Consider the following 24709-nt stretch of genomic DNA (forward strand, 5'->3'; position numbering starts at 1 on the left):
GATGAGCAGCATTGATTACAGCGTCAAGATTCCCAACAACGTCGACCTCGCGGGCGACCGCACTTTGCAGCGCGCGCTGGAGAGCTGGCAGCCCAACTTCATCAAGTGGTGGGACGATGTCGGCCCCGAAGGTTCGACCAACCACGAGGTCTATCTGCGCACCGCGGTGAGCGTGGACCCGCAGGGCTGGGCACAGTTCGGCCACGTGAAGATGCGCGACTACCGCTGGGGCATCTTTCTCAATCCGGCCGATCAGGAACGCAGCATCCACTTCGGCGATCACAAGGGCGAGAAGGCCTGGCAGGAAGTGCCCGGCGAGCATCGCGCCAACCTGCGCCGCATCATCGTCACCCAGGGCGACACCGAGCCCGCATCGGTCGAGCAGCAGCGCCATCTGGGCCTGACCGCGCCGTCGCTCTACGACCTGCGCAACCTCTTTCAGGTGAACGTCGAGGAAGGCCGCCATCTCTGGGCCATGGTCTACCTGCTGCACAAGTACTTCGGCCGCGATGGCCGCGAGGAAGCGGAGGCGCTGCTCGAGCGCCAGTCGGGCGACGAGAACAACCCGCGCATTCTCGGCGCGTTCAACGAGAAGACGCCGGACTGGCTCGCGTTCTTCATGTTCACCTACTTCACCGACCGCGACGGCAAGTTCCAGCTCGCCGCGCTCGCCGAGAGCGCCTTCGACCCGCTCGCGCGCACCACCAAGTTCATGCTGACCGAAGAAGCGCACCACATGTTCGTCGGTGAATCGGGCGTCTCGCGCGTGCTTCAGCGCACCTGCCAGGTGATGAACGAGCTCAAGACAGACGACGTGGCCCAACTGCGCGCGGCCGGCGTGATCGATCTGCCGACCATCCAGCGCTACCTGAACTTCCACTACAGCGTGACCATCGACCTGTTCGGCGCCGACCAGTCCAGCAACGCCGCGACCTTCTACAGCTCGGGACTCAAGGGGCGTTATGAGGAAGGCAAGCGCGCGGACGACCACGCGCTGCACGATCAGCACTACAAGGTGCTCGAAGTGGTGGACGGCAAGCTCCAGGAAAAGGAAGTGCCGATGCTCAACGCACTGAACGAAGTGCTGCGCGACGACTACATCAAGGACTCCAACGCGGGCGTCGGACGCTGGAACAAGGTGATGGAAAAGGCGGGCATCGACTTCCGCCTCATCGTTCCGCACAAGGCCTTCAACCGCCAGATCGGCGCGCTCGCGGGCGTGCGCATGAGCCCCGATGGCCGCCCGGTGACCGAGCAGGAATGGCAGACGCGCAAGGACGAATGGCTGGCGAGCGACGCGGACCGCGCCTTTGTCGCGTCGCTGATGCAGCAGTGCCTCGCGCCCGGCAGGTTCGCAGGCTGGATCGCGCCACCGGTCATGGGCATCAACCGCCAGCCGGTGGACTTCGATTACGTGCGCTTCAACTGAGGCGGACCGAAACGCATCGCCGAAGCCCGCGATACAGACGGCACTCCAACGGTCGCAAGGAGACAGCAGATCATGAGCACCACCACGCTGATCGAGAACGGCATCCTCAACCAGCATCTCATCGACCCGGAAATCTGCATCCGCTGCAACACCTGCGAGGCGACCTGCCCCGTGGGCGCCATCACGCATGACGACACCAACTACGTCGTCATGGCCGACCAATGCAATGGCTGCATGGACTGCGTCTCGCCCTGCCCCACGGGCAGCATCGACAACTGGCGCAAGGTGCCCGTGGAAGAAGCGTATTCGGTGGCAGATCAGTTCGGCTGGGAAGCCTTGCCGCCGGAATTGCCACCCGAACGCCTCGCAGCAGCCGCGCAGAGTTCAGGCTCGGCGGGTGGCACCGACTTGGAAGACCTGTCGCAGGCGCAGGCAGCCATCGCCGCGGTCGCCGCTGCTGCCGCCGTTGCGGGGCTGGCATCGAATGCCGGAGAGATGCGCGAAGCCGAATTCCGTTCGGCAATGTATGGCGCAACGGTTCCGCCATGGTCCGCCGCCCACGCCTACACCAATCTGCATGGCCCGAAGAACCCGGTGAGCGCCACCGTGGTTGGCAACATCAACTGCACCGAAGCCGGCTTCGACAACGAGACGCACCACATCGTGCTCGACTTCGGCGCGATGCCGTTTCCAGTGCTCGAAGGCCAGTCCATCGCCGTCATCCCGCTCGGCGTGGACGCCAACGGCAGAGCGCATGTCGCCCGCCAATACTCCGTCGCGAGCGCGCGCAATGGCGAGCGGCCCGGCTACAACAACGTCGCGCTCACCGTCAAACGCGTCACGCAGGACCACGAAGGCAAGCCGGTGCGCGGCGTAGCGAGCAACTATCTCTGCGACCTCAAGGTGGGCGATGCAGTGCAGGTGATCGGCCCGTTCGGGCACTCGTTTCTCATGCCCAATCATCCGCGCTCGCACATCGTGATGATCTGCACCGGCACCGGCAGCGCCCCCATGCGCGCGATGACCGAATGGAGACGCCGCCTGCGCAAGAGCGGCAAGTTCGACGGCGGCAAGCTCATGCTGTTCTTCGGCGCGCGCACTCCACAGGAGCTGCCGTACTTCGGTCCTCTGCAGAACCTACCCAAGGATTTCATCGACACCAACTTCGCGTTCTCGCGCGTGGCGGGAAGCCCCAAACGCTACGTGCAGGACATCATCCGCGAGCGCGCCGTAGACCTCGCCGAGCTGCTGCGCGATGACAGCACGCACATCTATGTCTGCGGCCTGAAGAGCATGGAAGAAGGCGTGGTGCTCGCGCTGCGCGACGTGATCGTGCAGGCCGGCCTCGACTGGGACAGCGTGGCGGCCAGGCTCAAACAGCAAGGCCGCCTCCACCTCGAGACTTACTGAGCGCGCCGCTGCCCGGCGAGCCTGCGCACCACCGTCACCAGCGCGTCGATTTCCTCGAACGTGTTGTAGAACGCGAGCGAAGGACGCACGGTGGTCTCCACGCCGAAGCGCCGCAGAATCGGCTGCGCGCAATGGTGGCCGGTGCGCACCGCGATGCCTTCGGCGTTGAGCGCCTTCCCCACCTCATCGGTCGTGTAGCCCGCCAAGGTGAACGACAGCACGCTCGCCTTGCCCGGCACCGTGCCGATCAGGCGCAGACCGGGAATGCTGCCGAGCTGCTGCATGCCGTAGTCGACCAGCGCGTGCTCGTAGCGGCTGATGTTCTCGATGCCGAGCCGCTCCACATATTCCAGCGCAGCACCCAGCCCCACGGCGTCGGCGATGTTGCCGGTGCCCGCCTCGAAGGTGTTGGGCAGTGGCTGGAACACCGTTTTCTCGAAGGTCACATCGGCGATCATGTTGCCGCCGCCCTGCCAGGGCGGCATGTCTTCGAGCACCTTTCGGCGACCCCAGAGCGCGCCGATGCCGGTCGGTGCAAAAATCTTGTGGCCGGAGAACACGAAGAAGTCCGCGCCGATGTCCTGCACGTCGACCGGCGTGTGCGCAATCGACTGCGCGCCATCGACCAGCGTGACAATGCCGCGCCGCCTGGCGATCTCCACCACCTGCTTGACGGGCACCACCGTGCCCAGCGTGTTCGACACATGGCCAATGGCGACGAGCTTGGTGCGGTCATTGATGAGCTTCTGGTATTCGTCGAGACGGATCTGCCCCTCGTCGTCCACCGGAATCACGCGCAGCTTCGCACCCTTGGCCTCGGCCAGTTGCTGCCACGGCACGATGTTGGCGTGGTGCTCGAGATGCGAGACGATGATCTCGTCGCCTTCGCCCACGTGCTTGCCGCCCCAGCTTTTGGCGACGAGGTTGATCGCCTCGGTCGTGCCGCGCACGAAGATCACCTCGTTCACATCGGGAGCGTTGATGAAGCGGCGCACCACCTCGCGCGCATGCTCGTAGGCATCCGTCGCGCGCGCGGCCAGCGCATGCGCGGCGCGGTGGATGTTGGAGTTCTCATGCTCGTAGAAATGTGCGATGCGCTCGATCACCTGACGCGGCTTGTGCGTGGTGGCCGCGTTGTCGAGCCAGATGAGCGGCTTGCCGTTGATGCGCTCCGAGAGAATCGGAAAGTCGCGCCGCACGGCCTGCACGTCAAAGCCCGGATGGCGCTCATGATGCGACGCGGGCGTTGCGGCCTGCGCGCCATGCGGATGCGGCTTGGCGGGCGTGACGAAGCCGCTTGGCAACTGCACCGCATCCACAAAGTAGAACTGCGGCGCGCTGCTCACATGGCTCGTCGGGTTGGCCCACGGCACACCCGCTGCCGGAGTGCCGACGGGCGCCGCCGCAGTCAGGCCCGAGAGGCGCGGCTCGTATCCCGGAAGCGCCGCAAAGGCCACGTCCGGCACACCATTGCCCGCCTGCGCCTTCGGCAGATCAATCTGCGGGCGATGCCCGAGCGCGAGCGCCTGCGCAGGATTGCTCGGCAGCAGGTTGGTGCCGGGAATCTGGCCTTGGGGAATGGGCGTTCCCGGCAGGTTGGGCGAGAAGCCCGCCGGGCTCGCGAAGGGCGATCCAGGCGGCGCGATGTTGTGCGGCGGTTGCACGCCGAAGCCACTGAACGCACTGGACACACCGGGTGCACCGGGCGCGTCCGGCGCATTGCGGAAGATCGCCGACGCGAGCTGCGCAAGCAGCTGCGTATCAAGCGGGCTCTGCAGCTCGTGCCCGATGGCTGCCGGTGCGGCCGAAGGCTGGGTGGGAATGGACGACGTCAAGGCGCTCTCCTCCACCGTTTACTTGTAGGTGTCCAGCACGGAATAGTCGTGATAGCGCGTGATCTCCACATCGTCGAGCACGGCAATCGCGTCGGGCGTGAGCACCGCGAGCGAGCAGTACAGCGAGATCAGATACGACGCGATCGCGTGGTTGTTGATGCCCATGAAACGCACCGACAGCCCCGGCGCCTGTTCGCCCGGCAGCCCCGGCTGGAACAGCCCCACCACGCCCTGGCGGCGGTCGCCCACGCGCAGCAGCAGGATCTTGGATTTTCCATCGGCCACCGGCACCTTGTCCGAAGGAATCAGCGGCACGCCGCGCCACGTGATGAACTGCGATCCGAACAGGCTGACCGTCGGCGGAGGCGTGCCACGGCGCGTCGCTTCGCGGCCGAACGCTGCGATGGTGAGCGGATGCGCGAGAAAGAACGCCGGATCCTTCCACACCTTGGTGAGCAGTTCGTCGAGGTCGTCCGGCGTGGGGGCGCCGCTCAGCGGGAAGATGCGCTGCTCGTCGCTCACCTGCGCGAGCAGGCCGTATTCCGGGTTGTTGATGAGCTCGCTCTCCTGGTTCTCCTTGATGGTCTCGATGGTCAGGCGCAGCTGTTCCTTGATCTGGTCATGCGGGCTGCTGTAGAGATCGGAGATGCGCGTGTGCACGTCGAGCACGGTGGACACGGCATTCAGAAAGAACTCGCGCGGCTTCTCGTCGTAGTCCACGTAAGTGCGCGGCAGCTGGTTCTCATGCTCCTTGGCGGTGCATGTGACCTTGATGGCCTCGGGGTTCTTGACCTGATTGACGCGGTAGATGCCCGCCTCCACCGGCACCCACTGCAGCAGGTGCGTGAGCCAGCGCGGGGTGATGGTCGAGAGCTGTGGCGCGGTCTTGGTCGCGTTGGCCAACTGGCGTGCTGCGTTGTCGCCCAGTGCGGTGGTGCCGCCTACGGTTGCTGTCATGGAACAAGGCTCCTGAAGAGATCGGAAGAAGAAAACAAGAAAAGGAAATAGCGAAAGAAGTAGCCGAAGTGTTGGCGACGCGGACCACCGCCTCAACAGGCTATAGCCGTCAAGCGCAGGTATTGCGTGGCGCGCAGCGCGGCGATCTGATCGGTGCGCGAGAGCAGCTCCGACGCCTTGATGCCGAGTGCCGACGCGAGCTTGTGCAGCGTGATCAGCGACGGCGTGACCAGCCCGCGCTCCACCTCGCCCACATAGGTGCGATGCAGATCGGAGTGCGCCGCCAGCATTTCCTGCGACCAGCCGCGCGCCTCGCGCAACTGGCGCACTGCCAGCCCGAAGTCATGGACGAAAGTCTGTGAAGTCATCTGCATGCTTCACGCGGCGACGCGCGCCTCGCTGACCGTGGCAGTCCCCGCCGAATCCACATCTTTCTGCAGCCGCGCCTGCGACACGTTGGTGCCGGGCGGCACGTCGTCGGTGATCCACACGTTGCCGCCGATCACCGCGCCCCTCCCGATCGTCACCCGTCCCAGAATCGTCGCGCCCGCGTAGATCACCACGTCGTCCTGCACGATGGGATGCCGCGCCCAACCTTTCTGCAGATGGCCTTGCGCATCTTTCGGAAAACGCTTTGCGCCAAGCGTCACCGCCTGGTAGATGCGCACGTTCGCACCGATCTGCGCGGTCTCTCCGATCACCACACCCGTGCCGTGATCGATGAAGCAGCCCGAGGCGATCTGCGCGCCTGGATGGATGTCGATGCCGGTCTGGCTGTGCGCGAGTTCGGAGACGATGCGCGCGAGCAGCGGCAGCTCCAGCCGATAGAGCGTGTGCGCGATGCGGTGGTGGATCAGCGCCAGCACGCCCGGGTAGCTCAGCACCACCTCGTCCACGCTGCGCGCCGCCGGGTCGCCCTGGAACGCGGCCAGCACATCGGTATCGAGCCATTGCCGCAACTGCGGAAGACTGTGGGCAAACTGATGCAGCGCGTTCGTCGCCTGCGCATCGATTTCCTGATCGCTGACCGCACTGCCACGCTGACGGTAGTGCAGCTCGATGCGCGCCTGCGCGAGCAGCGCCTGCAGCGCGCTGTCGAGCGTGTGGCCGACGTAGAAATCCTCGGTCGCATGCCGCAGCTCGGGCGGCCCGAGCCGCAGCGGAAACAGCACGCCCTTGAGCGACTCCACCGCACGCGCAATCGCGTCGCGCGAAGGGAATTCGCGGTGCTCGGTATCGGTGCGGTTCTGCTTCTCGCGCCACTGGTCGCGCACCTGCCGCAGCTGCCTGACGATCTCGGGAATATCGAAGGTACTCATGGTGCCGTCCTCCGTCTCGATCAGTCCTGCACCCACGGCAGCCCGTGGAAGCGCCAACCGTTGAAGTGCCCGCGCTGCTGCGCATCGTCGATGTCGCCTTCGAAGCCCTCGCTCACGTTGAACACCCGCGCCACGCCCGCCTTCGCTACCTCCTGCGCCGCGAGCGCCGAACGCTTGCCGCTGCGGCACAGCAGCAGCACCGGAGGTGCGTGCTCATCGTTCTTGGGCAGCTTGGACACCAGCGCCGCCAGCTCACGCGCAAAGCGCGGATTGCGGTTCAATGACGTCCCCGTCGCCCAGGCCACATGCAGACTGTCCGGCACATGCCCCACGAACTTGCGCTCCTCGGCCGTGCGCACATCGACCAGCACCGCCTGCCCCCGCCGCACCAGCTCCCAAGCCTGCACAGGCGGCACGCTGCCCGCGTAAGGAAGCCCCTCCTCCTGCGCGCTGGCCATGGCCTGCTGCAGCACAGGCGCCAAATCTGCCACGTCGATATCCGCGATATCCAGTTCCACCGTACTCATGATCGCTCACCTCATTGGTTGCCACATTCCGCCATTCGCCATCGGCTGATGGCTATGGACTTCAATGTAGGTGGGCGTTCAAATCACAACAAAGAATAAAAAACGATGTGATTGGGTGGAAAGTGCATAAGGCTGCGCCGCCCAGGCACCCAAGTGCCTCAGCGAGGAATGTGCGCGACTGAACCCGATGCTCTGCAATGCACGAGCGGGGAAGACGCGAAGCGCCTCAAGGCGTGCTGACGATCTCGGGCGATCAGCTGTTCAACAACCGCGAAGACTTCGGCACATGCGCCATCAGGAACTCCATCTGGTCGGCCAGGATCCGCCGGTTGCGCAGGATGAAGTCTTCCCAGAGGCTGGGCACGTAGGGCGCGTAGAGCAGCGGCATGTGTGCCTGCTCGGGCGTGCGGGGGCCCTTGCGGTGGTTGCAGGGGCGGCAGGCGGTGACCACGTTCATCCAGTGGTCCTGGCCGTTTCTTGCGAAAGGCACGATGTGCTCGCGGGTGAGGTCTTCCTCGTGGAAGTGACCGCCGCAGTAGGCGCAGACGTTGCGGTCGCGGATGAAGAGCTTGCTGTTGCTGAGCGTGGGCTTGAGGTGAAACGGGTCGATGGCTGGAACGCCCTTGGTGCCGATGATGCTGCTGACCGCGATCTGGGACTGTTCGCCCGTGACGGCGTTGTGCCCGCCGCGGAACAGCGCCACCTGCGCGCCGAGTTCCCAGCGCACTTCGCCGGCCGCGTAATGGGTGACCGCCTGTTCCAGCGATACCCACGATTGCGGCAAGCCCTGAGCGGACAGCTTCAACACCTTCACCACACGCCTCCAGTTCATCCGTTGAAAAACAAGACTCGGAACGCAGATAACAGTGCCGGATCGGTTGGAAAACGACCAGCTGACTCACAATATACTCTTTTCGTGACGAAATGGCGTCTTTTGCCCTATTGGCGGCATGTGACGCTATCAAAAGAAAAGTACAGCGATGAAGATCTTTAGAGGCTTGCACCACCCGGGTGTCGCAGAGGCATGTGCTCTGACCATCGGCAATTTCGATGGCGTGCACCGCGGACATCAGGCCATGCTGGCCCTGCTCAACAACGAGGCCCGCCAGCGCGGCGTGGCCAGCTGCGTGCTCACGTTCGAGCCGCATCCGCGCGACTATTTCGCGGGCAAGCTGGGCAAGCCCGAACTCGCACCCGCCCGCGTCGGCACGCTGCGCGACAAACTGGGTGAACTGGCGGCCTGCGGCGTGCAGCAGACCATCGTGCTGCCGTTCAACGAAAAGCTGGCCAGCCAGCCGCCCGAGGCCTTCATCAACGACGTGATTCTGGAAGGCCTGAACGCCAAATACGTGCTCGTGGGCGACGATTTCCGCTTCGGAGCCAAGCGCGCGGGCGACTACGCGATGCTGGACGCCGCCGGGCGCGCCCATGGCTTTGACGTGGCGCGCATGAACAGCTACGAGGTCCACGGCCTGCGGGTGTCCAGCTCGGCCGTGCGGGAATCGCTCGGCAAGGGCGATCTGGTCGAAACGGCGCGCCTGCTCGGGCGGCCCTATGCGATTTCCGGCCATGTGGTGCATGGGCGCAAGCTCGGCCGCCAACTGGGCCGCTCGGCCGCGACGGGTGCGGAGCAGGACGGCTTTCGCACGCTCAACCTGCGCTTCAAGCACTGGAAACCGGCGGCCAGCGGGATCTTCGCGGTCGCCGTGCACGGCCTTGCGGAGCATGCCCTGCCGGGCGTCGCCAATCTGGGCGTGCGCCCCTCGATCGACCCGAACGACGTGAACGGCGGCCGGGTGCTGCTGGAAACCCATTGCCTCGAATGGCCCACCCATCTGGGGGCCGAAGGGGCTTACGGTAAAATCATCCGCGTGGAACTCCTGCACAAACTGCACGACGAGCTGAAATACGACAGCCTCGACGCTCTGACCGCTGGCATCGCCAAGGATTGCGATGATGCCCGCGCGTTCTTTGCCGCCTCCACGCATGCCGAAACCCGGCGTCAGACGACACGCGACCGAATTTGACGCTCGCTCGTCACATTGCACCCCGCATCTCTCGTATTCAGAGCTCCGCGTCATTGACGGAGCTTGTTCGCTTTCAAGAATCTTCAGCTCATGTCCGATAAACAGCAAGCCACGACCACGTCCGACAAAACGGATTACCGCAAGACCCTGAACCTGCCCGACACCCCCTTTCCGATGCGTGGCGACCTGCCCAAGCGCGAGCCGGGCTGGGTCAAGGAATGGCAGGACGAAGGCATCTACAAGAAGCTGACCGACGCCCGCTGCGGTGCGCCCAAGTTCATCCTGCACGACGGCCCTCCATATGCCAACGGCCAACTGCACATCGGCCACGCGGTCAACAAGATCCTGAAGGACATGATCGTCAAGAGCCGCCAGCTCGAGGGCTTCAACGCGCTCTACGCACCGGGCTGGGACTGCCACGGTCTGCCGATCGAGAACGCCATCGAAAAGCTGCATGGCCGCAACCTGCCACGCGACGAGATGCAGGCCAAGAGCCGCGCCTTCGCGACCGAGCAGATCGCCCAGCAGATGACGGACTTCAAGCGCCTCGGTGTGCTCGGCGACTGGGAGCATCCCTACAAGACGATGAACTTCGAGAACGAAGCCGGTGAGCTGCGCGCCTTGAAGCGCGTGATGGAGCGCGGCTTCGTCTACCGCGGCCTCAAGCCCGTGTACTGGTGCTTTGACTGCGCATCGTCGCTGGCCGAATTCGAGATCGAATACCAGGACAAGAAGAGCAACACGCTCGACGTGATGTTCAAGGCGCACGAGCCCGCCAAGCTGGCTGCCGCGTTTGGCCTGCCCCAGCTCGACAAGGACGCGTTTGTCGTGATCTGGACCACCACCGCGTGGACCATCCCCGCCAACCAGGCGCTGAACCTGAACCCCGAGCTGCCCTACGCGCTGGTGGACACCTCGCGCGGCCTGCTGATCGTGGCCGAGACGCTGGTGGAAGACACCATGAAGCGCTGGAACCTCGAAGGCAAGGTGCTGGCCGTGACCAAGGGCGAGAAGCTCGCGGGTCTGGAATTCGAACATCCGCTGTACGACGTGGACGCGGGCTACAAGCGCCTGTCGCCCGTCTATCTGGCCGACTACGCCACCGCCACCGACGGTACCGGTATCGTCCACTCGGCGCCTGCCTACGGTCTGGACGACTTCCAGTCCTGCATGGCGCACGGCATGAAGCTCGACGAGATCCTGAATCCCGTGCAGGGCAACGGTGCCTACGCGCCCGACTTTCCGCTGTTCGGCGGCCAGCACATCTGGAAGGCCGTGCCGGTCATCCTCGAAGCGCTGGACAAGGCCGGTCGCCTGCTCGGCACCACCGTCATCACCCACAGCTACCCGCACTGCTGGCGCCACAAGACGCCGGTGATCTACCGCGCCGCCGCACAGTGGTTCATCCGCATGGACGAAGGCGAAGGCGTGTTCACCAAGGCCGGTGACAAGCCCGAAAAGACACTGCGCCAGATCGCACTCGAAGCCATCGAGCACACCAGCTTCTATCCCGAAAACGGCAAATCGCGCCTGCGCGACATGATCGCCGGTCGTCCCGACTGGTGCATCTCGCGCCAGCGCAGCTGGGGCGTGCCGATCCCGTTCTTCCTGCACAAGGATTCGGGCGAGCTGCATCCGCGCACCATGGAAATCCTCGACCAAGCTGTGGAAATCGTCGGCAAGGGCGGCATCGAGGCCTGGAGCCGCGTGACCACCGAAGAAATCCTCGGCGCTGAAGAAGCCCAAAGCTACACCAAGAGCACCGACATCCTTGAAGTGTGGTTCGACTCCGGCTCCACCTTCTGGCATGTGCTGCGCGGCACGCACAACGAGATGCACCACGACTCGGGCCCCGAGGCGGACCTGTACCTCGAAGGCCACGACCAACATCGCGGCTGGTTCCACTCGTCGCTGCTGCTCGCCTCCGCGATCTATGGCCGCGCACCGTACAAGGGCCTGCTCACGCACGGCTTCACGGTGGACGGCCAGGGCAAGAAGATGAGCAAGTCGCTTGGCAACACCGTCTCGCCGCAAGAAGTGAGCGGCAAGCTGGGCGCGGAAATCATCCGCCTGTGGTGCGCATCGACCGACTACTCGGGCGACCTCGCCATCGACGACAAGATCCTCGCCCGCGTGGTGGACGGCTACCGCCGCATCCGCAACACGCTGCGCTTCCTGCTCGCCAACGTGAGCGACTTCGACGCCGCCAAGGACAGCGTGCCGTTCGATCAGATGCTCGAGATCGACCAGTACGCCCTCTCCCGCGCTGCCGCGCTGCAGCAGGACATCCTCGCGCACTACAAGGTGTACGAATTCCACCCCGTGGTCACCAAACTGCAGCTGTACTGCTCGGAAGACCTCGGCGGTTTCTACCTCGACGTGCTCAAGGACCGCCTCTACACCACGGGCGAGAAGAGCCACGCGCGCCGCAGCGCGCAGACCGCGCTGCACCAGATCACGCACGCCATGCTGCGCTGGATGGCTCCGTTCCTCAGCTTCACGGCGGAAGAAGCGTGGAAGGTGTTCGGCTCGTCCGAATCCATCTTCCTTGAAACCTACGGCACCATCGCCTCAGGCGACGACGCGATGAGCGCCAAGTGGGAGCGCATCCGCGCGATCCGCGACGTGGTCAACAAGGAAATCGAAGCCGTGCGCGCCAGCGGCGCCGTGGGCTCCTCGCTGCAGGCCGAGATCGTCCTCACCGCCGCGCCGGAAGACCATGCACTGCTCGCGTCGCTGGGCGCCGATCTCAAGTTCGCGCTGATCGTCTCGAAGGTCGAGCTCAAGGCGGGTGATGCACTCGCCGTCGAAGTCAAGCCATCGCAAGACACCAAGTGCGACCGCTGCTGGCACTACCAGAGCGACGTGGGCGCGAACGCCGAGCACCCCACGCTCTGCGGCCGCTGCGTGAGCAATCTCTACGGCACCGGCGAAACCCGGTCGTTCGTCTGAGCATGGCGCGCGGCAGCAGCTCCGGCGGCGCAAGCATCTGGCCCTGGCTCGCCTGGGCCGTGGTGGTCTTCCTCGCGGACCAGTTCACCAAGGTGCTCATCCTCGGCTACTACAAGCTCGGCGACGCCACGTACATCACGAGCTTCTTCAATGTCGTGCGCGCCCACAACACCGGCGCGGCGTTCAGCTTTCTCGCCAACGCGGGCGGCTGGCAACGCTGGGTGTTCACCGGCATCGGCGTCGCGGCGGCCGTCTTCATCGTCTGGCAACTGCGTGCCCACCCGGGTCAGAAGCTGTTCGCGTTCTCGCTCTCCAGCATCCTCGGCGGCGCCATCGGCAACGTCGTGGACCGCCTGCAGCACGGCTATGTGGTCGATTTTCTCGACTTCCATCTGAACGGTCGCCACTTCCCCGCGTTCAATATTGCGGACAGTGCGATCACCGTGGGAGCGATCTGTCTGATCCTCGATGAGCTGCTCAGGGTGAAGCGAAGCAAGTAGTTGCCAATCGACATTCAATCACGTATGAAGAGCTGAGTTCTATGCAAATGGATCTCAGCTTTTTTCATTCCGTTCAAACAGGTGATTTCCCTGAAAATCCTGCACGCGGAGCAGTGGAGAATCTCCACCATGAAGCAATCACGTTGTACCGGCAGCCAGATCATCGACGCGCTCAAGCATGTAGAGGTCAACCTGACAGACTCAGCGCTGCGCAGATACATTGGCGTTCGCCACACAGCGGTCCTATCCGTACACCAATGAGCGCCTAATAATGGCCTTATGCGCTGTCTCACGGCTGCAGGACATGGCCGCATGGTTCCACTTCTCGGATCGACGGATTTCGGAGAGATTGCCCATCCCGCAAGAGGCATGTACATGACTGACAAATACCCTGATTTTTCGCTCTCTGCAGCCGAGCTGCAGATTCTTCAAAACCATGCCTCCGAGCAAATGCAGGCTTTCGTCAATGAGGACAGCGCAATGTCATACACGTTGAACGTCACCTTCTCATATTGCGTGTTTGGCCGCACGGTCACCTGCAATGTTTCAGGTGGACCACCAGTCGTGATATCGGACGACGTGGGTTTGTGAAACGCCGTCCGACTTGCTCAGTTCGCGTCAAACAATGAAAGCTGCTCTCTGGTCCACTCCGGCAACGCGCTGCGCCAGTTGAACAGCCCGATTTAGATGGCGTGTCCCAACCGTGCCGTGCGGTTCCAAGCAACGGTCATGGGCAGCCTCCATGCAAACCGTAGCCGCGTCGCCATGGCAGAAAGTCCATGCTTTCCAGACAAGCCCGCCCTCACTTCGCAAACGTCTTCAAGATCCGTTTGAAATAGAAGCGCCACGCGAAGGTATAGAAAATCACCACGATGCAGCAGATGCCCAGCCCCACGCTGATCGGGGCGTTGAACAGGAATTTCCAGGCCCAGTAGACCTCGGAATACCCCATGAGGATGGCGGTGCCCAGTCCCCACCAGACGCCCTCCGCACGCCACACCGCTACCGTAACGACGGCATGCAGGACCAGCGCGAGGACGCCCAGCACGGCGTTCAGCATCAGCAGCATGCCGGGACGCTGCTCCAGCTCTCCAGCGAACCCGTTCATGGTTTTGGGCTTGTCGTTAGCCTTGCCAAAAATGAGGGCGTCGAGAACGAACGCCCAGAACGACGCCTTGCCACGCAGCCCCTCGGGCTTGCCGCTGCTGGAGTTGGCGATGGAGTTGATGAAGTTCTCCGCCAGCGCGTTCCGGGTCCGCTCGGAAAACGAGTCGCCGGAATCACCGTCGTTCTCATCACCACCTTCCGCTGCCTTCAACCGATCCACCTCCTCCTGAACCTGCGCGCGCAGCGCCTCCGGCACGTCCTCGATCGCCGAGCTGCGGTCATGCACCGCCGCCACGCAGACCCGCAACGTGCGCAGCTGCGGCTCCAGCTCCTTGAGTCGCCAGCCTCGATCAGTCACATATTCAACGTAGATGTCTTCGCTCATCATGTCGGCAGGAATCTGCTCCAGCGACTTGGCTCCCTCCTTGTACGCGAGTGCGTAGCGCTCCGGCGTCATCAGCCTGCGCGGCACGTAGCGAATGGCATCCGCGTCTGCATCCAGCGCGGCCTCCACGATGACGTTGGTGATGCGCTCGCGCGGCATGTCGGCAAGGCTCAAAGGGCGGCTGCGAGCCTGTGCGATGAGCGTCGCTTCATCCGCATTCGCACCCACGGTGCGTGCAGCCTTGCGCAGCCAGCGCGTGTCCTCGTCGCCGTTCCATTCGGGGGTATACGACGATTGCAACGACAGCACGCTCGACGCCTCGACGCCTGCTTCCATGTCGCGCCCGATCGCCCGGTATGCGCAGGCCAGCACATAGTGCATGTTCTGGGCATAGGAGACATGCGGCAATGCCCGATAAGCATCGGCGATGGCGCCCTCGAATTCTTTCGCCCACAGCCTCGACCAGGCGCGCAGCTCATGCCAGCGGCTGTGCTCGCGTGGCTCGCCTTCGCTGCTGGCCTCGGCCAGATCCTCGTCGACCAGTTGCGTGGTCACCTCGAGCTTCAGCGCATCGGGCACGTAGAAAAATGCATTGCGATCGCCCTTCAGCGCCAGCTTGCAGAGCTCCACCGAACGCTGATCCAAAGGGACATGCGCGAGCTCATTGCCCTCGCGCTCGATCGCCTCGGCGAACAGTTCGGGCGTGACATGCGCCTTCGGAACATGCTCAAGCGAAAGACCGCTGCGCACCGCCTTGCTTGCCAACTGGGGCGTCACCAATTGCGGCGATGCGTATTGGATGTTTTGCGCATTGGCCTTGATCGCCGTTTTCTGCACCGCATCCGTGCGCAGCCAAAGCGGCACATCACCCAGCGGAGCATGGTTTCTCAATGCCTGCTTCACGCGCTCCTCTTCGAGCAATCCGCCCCACACGCTGCGCAGACTTTCGTAGTTCCATTTGGTCGGCAGCTTGCCATGCTCCTTGTCAGCACGGTCCCAGCTCCAGTCATCGGCATACAGCGAGCGGGCCAGCTGCAGGCCCTCGGCAGTCATGCAGATGACGGGGATCTGCGCGGCATCCTCCGCGCTGCGGCGTATCAGGCGCTCAAGGCGTTCCGGTGTCTGAAAACGCGCCGGAGCCCACTCCAACTCGCTGACATGCGCGTTCACCGCGTGATCGACGATCTCGTCATCCAGCCATTGCTCAGGCACCGCGCCGAGATAACCACCGCCCGTGGCGACGGCCGCATACCAGCCCTCCCGCGTAGTGGGCAGGTTGTCGGGCGAGAGCTCGGACGGCTCGTCAGCGGCCGCATCGTCAATGCCCTCCGCCGACTCATCCACATCAACTTCATCTGCGACGTGATCTCCATCCCCGCGCGCCGCCTGCGCCACGCGCAGCGCATCCATGCTGGGCGCGGTCTGCAGCCACAGTTCATGCCACATGTCACCATCGCCGGAATCAGAATGCACGTAGAGGCTCAGCCAGACCTGACGCGACTCGGCCAGCGCACCGCTGTCGCCGGGCAATGCCGCACCCATCGGCACCGGCCAGCCCGGCCTCAGCTCACTTCCGTACAGCTGCGGCGCTGCGTCCTCGGGATCATTGTCGGGCGCGCCGAATCGGGCACCAAGCAACTGCAGCACCTGATCGCGCGTCGCGTCGAGCAGCGCGCCCTGATTGACGCTCAGAAAGTCATACGTTCCGTTGTGCTCTTCGTCCACATAGCAGCGCATGATGCGGCGGCGAACGGTGGTGGCGCGGCGGTCCTCGGCTTCGGAATCTGCGGCATCGTCATCATCGTCGTCTTCCTCCCCTTCTTCATCCTCCGCATCCCGAGCGGCACCGCTGGCAGCCAGCGCACGCAGCTTTTCCTCCGTCTCCTGCAACATGGATTGCGCGAGCGGCACCACCTCCTGCAGGCTGTCGATGCGCTGGAAATACTCTTCGGCTGGTTTCTCGAAAAAGCGCGCCGGGGCTGTGCATTCGCCATCCTCCGGCGTGCTCTGCCACAGGGGGTGATCACTGCCTTCGGCGCGCAGCGTGACGCGTCCGTCGCCATAGTCCGCGCGATAGACGACCGTGGCGTCGCGGTCGATCCAGGCGAGCTGCGCTCCATCGCGCGCGATGAAGGGCACAAGCGGCGTCTTCGGCTGCGCGGGCACGATCCAGTCCTCTTCATTGGTGAGCGGTTCCACCAGATCCTCCGGCGGCGCAACGAAACTTCCGTCCGTGTGCAGCAGGCCCCAACGGCCAGACGGATCGACTCGTTCCGAAGTGCGCGCCACGGCGAATTCGCCGGTGGTCCGGAAATCCTCGCCATAGGCAAGAGACGGTGTGGGAAGCTCGGTACCATCGATTCGGATGTAGCGGTCACCGTTGTAGTTGTTGACCGCGATGCCGCAGGCCAAGCGCTTACCAAGATGCTTCGATCCCTGGAACAGCTCGCGCCCCGAGGTGTCCATGTATCCTGACGAAGACGACGACGAGTAGGAATAACTGTCGCGCTCCTTCATGAACCAGACATAGCCGTTGTCGTCGAAGTCATCCAGACGGTAATAAGTCGGCTCCACCACCCATTCGCCGCGCGAGTTGATGACGCCGTAGGTCTTGTCGTCACCTCCTGCCCCGACAACGGCGACATCGTGCACACCGAAATGCCCTTGGTATTCAAACTGCGGCTCGATCGCCCATTGCCCACTGCGGTTCACAAAGCCAAAGCGGCGCTTGCGGTTCTTGTCGTGCCCCACGGCACACGCCAGCCCGTTGTCACCGAAGTAAGCGACATGCATGAACGCGGTGTCGCTCACAAAATGCCCGCTGGCGTCGATCACGCGCCATTGCATCTTGTCGACCTTGACCGCCGCCACGCCGCCATTCATGGCATGCGCCTCCGCGAACTGCGGTGCAATCACCACCTCGCCCGCCAGATTCATGTAGCCCCAAAGATCATCACGCTTGAATCGCGACAGCCCCTCTGCCGAAAACGCACGCGCGTCCTGCAGCTGCGGCTCAACCACCCAGTGGCCCTTGCCATCGACATAGCCCCACAGACCATTGCGCGCCTTGGCCGCACCGATCCAGCCGCCCCGCCCATCCGCCGTGAAACCCTGGGTCTTCTGCACCCCGTGCAGTGGAAGGTGAATGCGATCGCCATCGACGATCAGAATCTGCTGGACTGACTTGTCCGCACGCAGCGGAATACACAGCAGACGCGGCGGCTGCGCGGGTTTCGACGAATCGTTCATCGTGAAAGGTCCCTCCATGAAGACGGGGTGCGAACAACGCACCTATTGATCCAAATTTGCTATCAAGCAATAGATTACCATTGATGTAATTATTCAACGAACGACATCCGGCACAGAAGAGCAAACGGATGCCGTTTATCGCCAAAAATCAAAAGCGTGACCGTATCCGTTGCAATGGCGGTGCATTTCGGGAGAATTCGGAGCGTGTTTACGCGCTCAAGGGCATCACGCAGAATCGACAAAACCAAGAAAGGGACGCTCATGGACGGCGATCAGGAAAGCAAGAAGCAGGACATCAAGATCAAGCAGCCGCCCGTGCTGTTCAAGCAGACGCAGGCGGTGATCAACCAGGTCTCCGCATTGCTGGGGGCCCCGGTGGTCGCCTACTGGAACAATCCGCGCGGCTCGGTCTGCCACTCCGACGTGGTCGCGCTCTACGAAGTGCTCAAGAAGGTCGGCCATCACGACACGCTGTACCTGTTTCTCAAGTCGGATGGCGGCAGCGGCCAGGTGTCGACCCGGCTCGTGAACCTGCTGCGCCAGCACTGCAAGAATCTCGTCGCGCTGGTGCCGCTCGAATGCGCCTCGGCCGCCACCATGATCGCTCTGGGCGCGGACCGCATCCTGATGGGTCCCACGGCCTACCTGACGGCAGTGGACACCTCGCTCAACCATTCGCTCTCGCCGCTGGACCGCGACAACGACCGCGTGAGCGTGAGCCTCGACGAGCTGCAGCGCGTCATCCGCCTGTGGCGCGAGCAGCAGGGCGACACCATCGACAACGCCTACAAGGCGCTGTTCCAGTATGTCCACCCGCTGGTGATCGGCGCACTGGACCGCGCGGAATCACTGTCCATCATGCTGTGCAAGGAACTGCTGAGCTACCACATCAAAGATGCGGCGGTGGCCGAGCGCATCGCCACCACGCTCAACTCCAAGTACCCATCACACAGCTACCCCATCCTCATGGACGAGGCCGCCAGAATCGGGCTCAAGGCCGAACGTCTTGCCGACGACGTGAACCATCTGCTGCTCAAGCTCAGCGGCCTCTACAGCGAGATGGGGCAGAAGGCCACGACGGACTACGACGAAAGCCGCGCTCACGGCAACGAGATCGTCAACATCTGGGAAAGCTCGGACATGCAGGTCTATTTCCAGCAGGATCGCGACTGGTTCTACCGCGCCGAGGAGCGCCGCTGGATCACCCTCAACGACCACAGCAGTTGGCGTTACATCGACAAGCAAGGCGCACGCATCAAAAAGGGTCTGCTGCACGTGGCCTGAACGAACAGACCGGGAAAGGCGTGACGCAAAGGCATACCATTGGAGGCTTACGTACAGTCAGTTCCACACCATGAGCATCGTCGTCTTCTACATGCGCAACCACGGCCAGAGCGAGGCCACGCCTGATTGGCGGCCCGAGTGCCTGCATTTCAGTGACAGGGAAATGAGCGAGGCGCTCAAGCAATGCCAGGTGCTGCGCTCCGACGCGCACAACGCGCATGTGGTGATGTCCTCGGAACTGCGCGACATGGTGGGCCCCGTGGGCGTGAGCGCCGTGGAAGACGGCAAGACGCCCGACGGCCATGACTACGAATGGAGCAAGGCGGGGCGCGCAGGCAAGAGCCGCAGAAACGCCAGCGAACCACCGAAGACGCGCCAGGACATGGACCGCTGACGCCACACTCCCTCTTCCCAAAATGACAGACTCCACCACTTCACTGAAATTCGTTTCCTGCAGTTTCGAGCGGCACGCCGAAGCCATCCTGGCCATCTTCAACGACGCCATCGAAAACTCCACCGCGCTCTACGACTACAAGGCGCGCACCATGGACAACATGGTCGCGTGGTTCGACGCCAAGCAAAAGAACGCGCAGCCCGTCATCGGCATCGAAGATCCGCAGACCGGCGAGCTGCTGGGCTTTGCGAGCTGGGGGGCGTTTCGCGCCTATCCCGCCTACAAGTACACGGTGGAGCATTCCGTCTACGTGCACTCGGACCATCGCGGCAAGGGTCTCGGCATGCGGCTGATGAACGCGCTGATCGAGACGGCCCGCCAAAGCGACAAGGTGCATGCGCTCATCGGTGCCATCGACGCGGCAAACGGCGGCAGCATCGCGCTGCATGAACGCCTTGGCTTCCGCCATGTGGGCACCCTGCCGCAAGTCGGCTTCAAGTTCGGCCGCTGGCTCGATCTGGCCTTCTATCAGCTCATGCTGGAAGCCACGCCCGCTCAACCCGTGGACGGCTGAAAGGCACGGGCGGTCTCGGCTATTCTTCTCCCTTTGAATTGGAGAAGAGCCTCCAGGAGCGCAGCATGAAGAACACCATTTACCCCATCAACTCACCACGCCGCCAGATCGCCATCGCCGCGCTCGCGCTGCTTGCAGGCGCCACCGCCATGCCGCAGGCATTCGCGCAGACAGCAACCGGCAACTGGCCCGCCAAGCCCATCACCTTCGTCGTTCCGCAGGCCCCCGGCGGTGCCAACGACGTGATCGCGCGTGCGGTGGCACAGGGTCTTGAGAGCACGCTGGGCCAGCCCGTCATCGTCGACAACCGCCCCGGTGCCAACGGCAACCTCGGCACCAGCCAGGTCGCCCGCAGCACGCCCGACGGCCACACCTGGCTGGTCACCGCGCAGAGCGCCTACACCATCAACCCGGCGCTCTACAGCAGCATTCCGTTCGATCCGATCAAGGACTTCACGCCGGTCATGCAGCTCGCGGTCGCGCCCTATCTGCTGGTGGTGAACCCCAAGTTCCCCGCCAAGAATCTCGACGAACTCGTCGCCTACGCCAAGGCCCATCCAGGCAAGGTCGAATTCGCGTCGGCGGGCAACGGCACGCTGAACCACCTGCTCGGCGAAATGCTCAAGACGCAAAAGCGCGTCGACCTGCTGCACGTGCCCTACAAGGGCGCATCCGCCGCCGCGACCGACGTGGTGGCAGGCCAGTTGCCAATGACCTTCGGCAGCTTCCCCGGCGTGATGCCCTTCGTCGCGAGCGGCAAGCTGCGCGTGCTCGGCGTGGCCGCAGACAAGCCCACCTCGCTCGCGCCCGAGATTCCGCCACTGGGCAAGGACCTCGCCGTGACCTCGTGGTACGGCCTCTTTGCACCCGCGGGCACGCCAGCGCCCATCGTCAACAAGGTCCACGACGCGGTCGCCAAGGTGCTCGCGACACCCGCGATGCAGGAGCGCCTCAAGGCACTGGGCGCGGAACCCGTAGCGTCCGATCCGGCAAGCTTCAAGGCCTCACTGCCCGCCGAGCTGGCCTACTGGAAAAAGGTCGTCAAGGATTCCGGCGCGCATATCGACTGACGCGCGCAACGCCTCAACCGCGCCGCGCCTTCTCCAGCACCGCGATATCGAGTTTCTTCATCGTCATCATCGCGTCGAACATCCGCTTGGCGGCGGCGCGGTCGGGGTCGGTGAAGGCTTCGAGCAGGATGCGCGGGGTGATCTGCCACGAGATGCCCCAGCGGTCGCGGCACCAGCCGCATTCGCTTTCCTCTCCCCCATTGCCGACGATGGCGTTCCACAGCCGGTCCGTCTCTTCCTGATTCTCGGTCGCGATCTGGAACGAGAACGACTCGTTGTGTTTGAAGTGCGGCCCGCCGTTCAGGCCCACGCAGGGAATGCCCGCGACGGTGAATTCAACGAGCAGCTCCTCGCCCTGCTCGCCGTCCGGATAGTCGCCGGGCGCCTGATGCACTCGGCCCACACTGCTGTCCGGGAAAGTCTGCGCATAGAACTTCGCGGCGTCGAGCGCGCTCTTCTCGTACCAGAGGCAGACCGTGTTCTTGCTGATCATGTCCGAGTCTCCTGAACGTGTGAGGAAGCGGTCCATTCTCCCGAGATGAGCGAATCCTTCAAGCCGTAGACCGCGCATGCCCCATGGGCTCTTGCCGTGCGCCGGGGCCACATCGGCTTCATCTTGTCCAACCCATTGCATGCCGACACATCTTTGGCCGACATTCAACGGGTAATCCCTTGATCGCGAATGTCACGCCCTCGTCATACTGCGCGGGTCCAATGTAATCGTTTACATGATTTCAATGATGGATCGGAAGGCGAAGAAGCTCCATGCGCATTCAGGACGTTGCTCAGGCTGCAGGCGTATCCGTCGCCACCGTGTCGCGCGCGCTCAACGAGCCCGGCAAGGTCGCGGCCGAAACGCGCACCCGCGTGGAGCAGGCTGCTTCCCGGCTCGGCTACACGCCCAACGCGAGCGCCCGCACGCTGCGCACCCAGCGCAGCAAGGTGATCGGCGTGGTGCTGCCCACGCTGCTCAATCCCGTGTTCGCCGAATGCTTCGAGGGCATCGCATCGACCGCCGCCGCTGCGGGCTATGCGGTGCAGCCATTCACCACCGAATACCAGATCGGGCGTGAAAGCCGCGCAGTGAACTCACTGCTCGCGGGCAATGCGGACGGGGTGATTCTGGTGGTCTCCAACCCTGCACGTTCAAGCGCGCTGCAGCGGCTGGTCGAGGCTCGCCTGCCCTACGTGCTGGCCTACAACCGGCACGCCAAACATCCCTGCGTCTCGGTCCACAACGAGGCTGCCGTGGCCGAGTTGATCGCGCATCTCGGCACGCTCGGCCATCAGCGCATCGCGATGGTCAGTGGCCAGCTGCAGGCCTCCGACCGTGCACGCCAGCGCCATCGCGGCTACCGACAAGGCATGCAACGCGCGGGGCTGCAGGAGATGCCGCTGATCGAGGTGCCGTTCGTCGAAACCGCCGTGCAGGAGCTCGCATCGCTGCTGCGCCGGCAAAGCGCAGCCGAGCGCCCCACGGCGCTGGTCAGCTCCAACGACCTGCTCGCGATCCGCTGCATCCGTGCGGCGCATCTCGCCGGTCTGCGCGTGCCCCAGGAGCTCAGCGTGACCGGTTTTGACGGCATCGCGCTTGGCGAAGACCTGACGCCGATGCTCAGCACCATCGTGCAGCCGAACGCCGAAATCGGCCAGCGCAGCGTGGAGCTTCTAGTGCGCTCCATGGCGGCCGATGCGCCGTTGTCGGCCGCATCCAGCATCACGCTCGCGCACCGCTTTCGAGCGGGTGAATCGTGTGCGGCGGCGCGCCGGACACCATCCGTTTGATCCGTTCTTTCATCCACACACTTTCCCAAACCACACCAGAGGGCACCACTCCATGAAACACCGCATCCAGCAACTCACGCGCGTCACCGCGCTGGCACTCGGTCTCGTCGCTAGCAGCGCGTTCGCGCAGACCGCCATCTGCTACAACTGCCCGACTGAATGGGCCGACTGGGGCACGCAGATCAAGGCCATCAAAGCCAAGACCGGCGTGACCGTTCCGCCCGACAACAAGAATTCCGGTCAGTCGCTGGCCCAGCTCGTCGCCGAAAAGGCCAGCCCCGTGGCGGACATGACCTACGTGGGCGTGACCTTCGCCTACCAGGCGATGAAGGACGGCGTGGTCCAGCCTTACAAGCCCGCGCAGTTCGCCGACATTCCCGATGGCCTCAAGGACCCGGCGGGCCACTGGTTCGCGATCCACTCCGGCACGATGGGGTTCATGGTCAACGTCGATGCGCTCGGCGGCAAGCCCGTGCCCAAGTCGTGGGCCGATCTGCTCAAGCCCGACTACAAGGGCCTCATCGGTTACCTCGATCCGGCATCGGCCTTCGTCGGCTACGTGGGAGCGGTCGCCGTCAACCAGGCGCGCGGCGGCACGCTCGAGAACTTCGGTCCCGGCATCGACTACTTCAAGCAGCTCAAGAAGAACGACCCGATCGTTCCGAAACAGACCGCCTACGCGCGCGTGCTCTCGGGCGAAATCGCCATCCTGCTCGACTACGACTTCAACGCCTACCGTGCCAAGTACAAGGACAAGGCCAACGTCGAATTCGTGATCCCCGCGGAAGGCTCGGTGGTCGTCCCCTACGTGATGAGTCTGGTGAACAAGGCGCCGCACGCGGCGGACGCGAAAAAGGTGCTGGACTTCGTGCTCTCCGACGAAGGCCAGACCATCTGGGCGAACGCCTATCTGCGCCCGGTGCGCAACATCGCGATGCCCAAGGACATTCAGGCCCGCTTCCTGCCCGCGAGCGAATACGCGCGCGCCAAGACCGTGGACTACGGCAAGATGGCCACCGCTCAGAAAGCGTTTTCCGATCGCTATCTGAAAGACGTCCAGTAAGGACGGCACTGCAGTTTCATGCCATCCGGATTCCGTCCCTCACGCACGCTGCTGGCCGCCTGCGCGGCCCCGGCTGCGGCGTTCTTCGCGGCGTTCTGGCTGCTGCCGGTGGTGCGACTGCTCGCACTGCCTGCAGAAAAAGGCCTCGCCAGTTATTTCGTCGTTCTCACCAACGGCCGTTACCTGCAGAGTCTGCTGCAGACGCTCGGCCTGTCGCTCGCCGTCACCCTCGCCACGCTGGTGATCGGCGCGCTCGTGGGCATCACGCTCGCGCGCCAGCGCTTTCGCGGCAGGCAGCTGCTGCTGTCGCTGCTCACGCTGCCACTGTCGTTTCCCGGCGTGATCATCGGCTTCTTCATGATATTGCTGGGCGGCAGGCAAGGCGTGCTCGCCGACATCACCCACTCGCTGGGCTGGGGCCGCGTCACCTTCGCTTATGGACTGCTCGGGCTGTTCCTCGCGTATTTGTACTTTTCGCTTCCGCGCGCCATCGCCACCTATACCGCAGCGGCCGAGGCCATGGACGCCCAGCTTGAAGAGGCCGCGCGCTCCATGGGCGCATCGCGCTGGAACGTGGCGCGCGACGTGTGGATTCCCGAACTCGCGCCCACCACGCTCGCCTGCGGCGCCATCGTGTTCGCCACCGCCATGGGCGCGTTCGGCACGGCGTTCACGCTGTCCGCCAAGTTCGAGGTGCTGCCGATCACCATCTACAACGAGTTCACCAACTACGCCAACTTCGCGCTCGCGGCCAGCCTGTCGATCGCGCTCGGCGTGATCACCTGGGCCGTGCTGTGGATCTCGCGTCGCGTCTCCGGCAGCGCCGCCATCTGAAGGGGCCA

General features: G+C 63.9%; 21 protein-coding genes. 13 read left to right on the forward strand and 8 right to left on the reverse strand.

The genetic code is table 11. From position 1 onward, the window contains the following. Nucleotide 1: 1 nt before the first annotated feature. A complete protein-coding gene (gene boxB, locus ISG32_RS05950) occupies nt 2–1429 on the forward strand; it encodes a benzoyl-CoA 2,3-epoxidase subunit BoxB (RefSeq protein ID WP_194770081.1) in 1428 nt (475 codons plus the stop codon). Nucleotides 1430–1501: 72 nt separating this feature from the next. Next, the gene (gene boxA / locus ISG32_RS05955; protein WP_194770082.1) at nt 1502–2839 is read left to right on the forward strand and encodes a benzoyl-CoA 2,3-epoxidase subunit BoxA; all 1338 of its coding nucleotides are present in this window, start codon (nt 1502–1504) and stop codon (nt 2837–2839) included. Here boxA and ISG32_RS05960 read toward each other — a convergent pair. The 6 genes from ISG32_RS05960 to ISG32_RS05985 form a co-directional block, all read right to left on the reverse strand. Beyond that, nucleotides 2833–4674 carry a family 2A encapsulin nanocompartment cargo protein cysteine desulfurase gene (locus tag ISG32_RS05960; protein ID WP_407645030.1) on the reverse strand — a complete coding sequence of 614 codons (1842 nt, stop codon included), beginning with the start codon at nt 4672–4674 and terminating at the stop codon, nt 2833–2835. The genes boxA and ISG32_RS05960 overlap by 7 nt on opposite strands. A gap of 18 nt (nt 4675–4692) precedes the next feature. Then, nucleotides 4693–5631 (reverse strand): family 2A encapsulin nanocompartment shell protein, encoded by a 939-nt coding sequence (locus tag ISG32_RS05965; RefSeq protein ID WP_194770083.1) that lies wholly within the window; start codon nt 5629–5631, stop codon nt 4693–4695. Between the two features lie 92 nt (nt 5632–5723). Beyond that, complete coding sequence (locus ISG32_RS05970; protein ID WP_194770084.1) at nt 5724–5999, reverse strand: helix-turn-helix domain-containing protein; 276 nt, start codon at nt 5997–5999, stop codon at nt 5724–5726. A 9-nt stretch (nt 6000–6008) separates the two neighbouring features. Next, a complete protein-coding gene (epsC, locus tag ISG32_RS05975) occupies nt 6009–6950 on the reverse strand; it encodes a serine O-acetyltransferase EpsC (protein WP_194770085.1) in 942 nt (313 codons plus the stop codon). Nucleotides 6951–6970: 20 nt separating this feature from the next. After that, on the reverse strand, nt 6971–7477 hold the full coding sequence (locus ISG32_RS05980; protein WP_194770086.1) for a rhodanese-like domain-containing protein: 507 nt from the start codon (nt 7475–7477) through the stop codon (nt 6971–6973). 253 nt (nt 7478–7730) lie between these two features. After that, a complete protein-coding gene (locus tag ISG32_RS05985) occupies nt 7731–8291 on the reverse strand; it encodes an HNH endonuclease (RefSeq protein WP_194770087.1) in 561 nt (186 codons plus the stop codon). A gap of 166 nt (nt 8292–8457) precedes the next feature. On the opposite strand from ISG32_RS05985, the gene ISG32_RS05990 reads away from it, so the two are divergent. The 4 genes from ISG32_RS05990 (at nt 8458) to ISG32_RS06005 (ending at nt 13547) form a co-directional block, all read left to right on the forward strand. Continuing rightward, nucleotides 8458–9504 carry a bifunctional riboflavin kinase/FAD synthetase gene (locus ISG32_RS05990; protein WP_194770088.1) on the forward strand — a complete coding sequence of 349 codons (1047 nt, stop codon included), beginning with the start codon at nt 8458–8460 and terminating at the stop codon, nt 9502–9504. A gap of 90 nt (nt 9505–9594) precedes the next feature. Continuing rightward, nucleotides 9595–12456: an isoleucine--tRNA ligase gene (ileS, locus tag ISG32_RS05995; RefSeq protein ID WP_194770089.1), complete on the forward strand. Its 2862-nt coding sequence runs from the start codon at nt 9595–9597 to the stop codon at nt 12454–12456. A 2-nt stretch (nt 12457–12458) separates the two neighbouring features. Then, nucleotides 12459–12956: a signal peptidase II gene (gene lspA / locus ISG32_RS06000; RefSeq protein WP_194770090.1), complete on the forward strand. Its 498-nt coding sequence runs from the start codon at nt 12459–12461 to the stop codon at nt 12954–12956. A 312-nt stretch (nt 12957–13268) separates the two neighbouring features. After that, complete coding sequence (locus ISG32_RS06005; protein WP_194770091.1) at nt 13269–13547, forward strand: hypothetical protein; 279 nt, start codon at nt 13269–13271, stop codon at nt 13545–13547. A gap of 211 nt (nt 13548–13758) precedes the next feature. Here ISG32_RS06005 and ISG32_RS06010 read toward each other — a convergent pair whose 3' ends face one another. Next, nucleotides 13759–17697 (reverse strand): WG repeat-containing protein, encoded by a 3939-nt coding sequence (locus ISG32_RS06010; RefSeq protein WP_194770092.1) that lies wholly within the window; start codon nt 17695–17697, stop codon nt 13759–13761. Nucleotides 17698–17958: 261 nt separating this feature from the next. Between ISG32_RS06010 and ISG32_RS06015 the strand changes: the two genes are divergently transcribed. The 4 genes from ISG32_RS06015 (at nt 17959) to ISG32_RS06030 (ending at nt 21019) form a co-directional block, all read left to right on the forward strand. Next, complete coding sequence (locus ISG32_RS06015) at nt 17959–18981, forward strand: SDH family Clp fold serine proteinase (RefSeq protein ID WP_194770093.1); 1023 nt, start codon at nt 17959–17961, stop codon at nt 18979–18981. Nucleotides 18982–19051: 70 nt separating this feature from the next. Beyond that, nucleotides 19052–19375, forward strand: a complete 324-nt coding sequence (locus tag ISG32_RS06020; RefSeq protein ID WP_194770094.1) for a hypothetical protein — start codon at nt 19052–19054, stop codon at nt 19373–19375. A gap of 22 nt (nt 19376–19397) precedes the next feature. Next, nucleotides 19398–19949, forward strand: a complete 552-nt coding sequence (locus ISG32_RS06025; RefSeq protein ID WP_194770095.1) for a GNAT family N-acetyltransferase — start codon at nt 19398–19400, stop codon at nt 19947–19949. 65 nt (nt 19950–20014) lie between these two features. Next, entirely contained in the window at nt 20015–21019 is a 1005-nt protein-coding gene (locus tag ISG32_RS06030; protein WP_194770096.1) for a Bug family tripartite tricarboxylate transporter substrate binding protein, read from the forward strand. A gap of 13 nt (nt 21020–21032) precedes the next feature. Here the strand turns inward: ISG32_RS06030 and ISG32_RS06035 are convergent, their stop codons facing one another. Beyond that, nucleotides 21033–21512: a VOC family protein gene (locus tag ISG32_RS06035; protein ID WP_194770097.1), complete on the reverse strand. Its 480-nt coding sequence runs from the start codon at nt 21510–21512 to the stop codon at nt 21033–21035. A 272-nt stretch (nt 21513–21784) separates the two neighbouring features. Between ISG32_RS06035 and ISG32_RS06040 the strand changes: the two genes are divergently transcribed. Genes ISG32_RS06040 through ISG32_RS06050 form a run of 3 tightly spaced genes read left to right on the forward strand, consistent with a single transcriptional unit; the run spans nt 21785 to nt 24701 of the window. Further along, a complete protein-coding gene (locus tag ISG32_RS06040; RefSeq protein ID WP_194770098.1) occupies nt 21785–22804 on the forward strand; it encodes a LacI family DNA-binding transcriptional regulator in 1020 nt (339 codons plus the stop codon). Between the two features lie 52 nt (nt 22805–22856). Further along, nucleotides 22857–23867 (forward strand): ABC transporter substrate-binding protein, encoded by a 1011-nt coding sequence (locus ISG32_RS06045; RefSeq protein WP_194770099.1) that lies wholly within the window; start codon nt 22857–22859, stop codon nt 23865–23867. 18 nt (nt 23868–23885) lie between these two features. Beyond that, nucleotides 23886–24701, forward strand: a complete 816-nt coding sequence (locus ISG32_RS06050; RefSeq protein ID WP_194770100.1) for an ABC transporter permease — start codon at nt 23886–23888, stop codon at nt 24699–24701. Nucleotides 24702–24709: the final 8 nt, after the last annotated feature.

Origin of the sequence: Diaphorobacter caeni, from assembly GCF_015354245.1 — a bacterium.
In the GTDB taxonomy this organism is placed as follows: domain Bacteria; phylum Pseudomonadota; class Gammaproteobacteria; order Burkholderiales; family Burkholderiaceae_C; genus Diaphorobacter_A; species Diaphorobacter_A caeni.